Raw genomic sequence first — 2,067 nt, 5'->3', positions numbered from 1 at the left:
GGCCTCGAACAACCTCGGCAGCACCTCCCCGGACACCTCCCACGCCGAATCGTTCCACTCGACGACCATCCGGTGCCGCTCACCCGCATCCAGGATCTCGGCTTCGCCGACCCGCTGCTTCGGATCGGCGACCGCCGCCTGGAGGACCTTGGTGAACCGCCGGGCGATCTGTTCGACCGTCGTCCGGTCGAACAGGTCGACCGCGAAGGTCACGGCGCCGTGGATTCCCGTCGGCTTGCCGTCGGCGTCGAAGCGCTCGTTGAACTGGAAGTCGAGGTCGAACTTCGCCGCCGGCTTGCCGGGGTCGACCGGCTCCACGCGTATGCCGGGGAGTTCCAGTTCGGCCCGGGTGTTGTTCTGCAGGGTCAGCATGACCTGGAACAGCGGGTGCCGGGCCATGGAACGGGCGGGGGCCAGGTCCTCCACCAGTCGCTCGAACGGGACGTCCTGGTGGGCGAAGGCGCCCAGGCCCGTCTCCCGCACCCGGCCCAGCAGCTCGGTGAAGGTGGGGTCCCCGGAAAGGTCGGTGCGCAGCACCAGGGTGTTGACGAAGAAGCCGACGAGGTCGTCGAGGGCCTCGTCGAGCCGGCCGGCGACCGGCGAGCCGATCGGCACGTCCGTGCCCGCGCCGAGCCGGGACAGCAGGGTGGCCAGGACTGCCTGCAGCACCATGAACACGGTGACGCCTTCAGCGCGGGCCAGGTCGGAGAGCCGTTGGTGCAGCTCCGCCCCGATCGGCAGCTCGATGGTGTCACCGGTGTGAGTGATGACGGCGGGCCGTGGCCGGTCCGTCGGCAACGCGAGCTCCTCCGGCAGGCCGGCGAGCGTCTGCCGCCAGTAGGCCAGCTGCTGAGCGAGCACACTGTCGGGCTGGTCCTCGGTGCCGAGGAGTTCCCGCTGCCAGACGGCGTAGTCCGCGTACTGCACGGGCAGCGGCGTCCAGTGCGGAACCTCGCCGCCGAGGCGGGCCGCGTACGCCGTGGAGAGGTCACGCGCGAGTGGCGCCGTCGACCAGCCGTCCCCGGCGATGTGGTGCACGACCAGCAGCAGGACGTGCTCGTTCGCTCCCGTGGTGAAGAGCCGGGCCTCCAGGGGTATCTCGGAACCCAGGTCGAAGGCGTGCCCCGCCGCCTGTGCCAGGGACGTCGGCAATTCGGCTTCGGTCACCTCGACGGGGGGCAGGTCGACGGTGACCGATTCCGGGGCGAGGATCTCCTGATGTGGGGTGCCGTCCACGGTCCGGTACACGGTTCGCAGTACCTCGTGCCGGGTGACGACGTCCCGCAGGGCCGCCTGGAGGGCTTCGCGGTCCAGCTCTCCGGTCAGCCGCAGAGCCGCCGGGATGTTGTAGGACGGGTTCGGGCCCGACAGTTCCCCGAGGAACCACAGGCGCTGCTGTGCGAACGACAGCGGCACCGTGTCCGGGCGGGGTACGGCCGTCAGTGCGGTCCGTGCCAGGCCGGCCCCGGCCAGGCGGCGTGCCAGCCCGGCGACGGTCGGCGCTTCGAACAGGGCCCGGATCGACAGTTCGACCCCGAGGAGCAGGCGGATCCGGCTGACCAGGCGGGTGGCCAGCAGTGAGTGTCCGCCGAGGTCGAAGAAGTTGTCGTCCATCCCGACTCGCGGCAAGCCGAGGACTTCCGCGAAGACGTTGCAGAGGATCTCTTCCTGAACGGTGGAGGGCAGGCGGCCCGGTGCCGTGTCACCGAAGTCGGGGGCGGGCAGGGCCTTGTGGTCCAGCTTCCCGTTGACCGTCAGCGGGAGGTCGTCCAGAACGACGACCGCCGACGGAACCATGTACTCCGGCAGTACGGCGGCGAGCTGGGTCCGCAGGGCTGCCGTATCGACCGGCACGAGCGCAGGAACGACGTAGCCGACGAGTCGCCTGTCTCCGGGCTGGTCCTCGCGCACCACCACGGCCGTCCGTGCCACCGACGGGTCCGAGCCCAGTGCCGCCTCGACCTCGCCCAGTTCGATGCGGAAGCCGCGGATCTTGACCTGGTCGTCGGTGCGGCCGAGGCATTCGAGTCGGCCGTCGGTGGTCCAGCGGGCGAGGTCGCCGGTGCG

Annotated in this window: 1 protein-coding gene; it reads right to left on the bottom strand. The window is 70.7% G+C overall.

From position 1 onward, the window contains the following. The coding region (locus AB0469_RS41080) for a condensation domain-containing protein (RefSeq protein ID WP_366456722.1) at positions 1–2,067 on the bottom strand (2,067 nt) is incomplete at both ends.

Source organism: Streptomyces sp. NPDC093801 (genome assembly GCF_040701585.1).
Lineage (GTDB): Bacteria > Actinomycetota > Actinomycetes > Streptomycetales > Streptomycetaceae > Streptomyces.
This window is presented reverse-complemented; position numbering and strand designations above follow the sequence as displayed.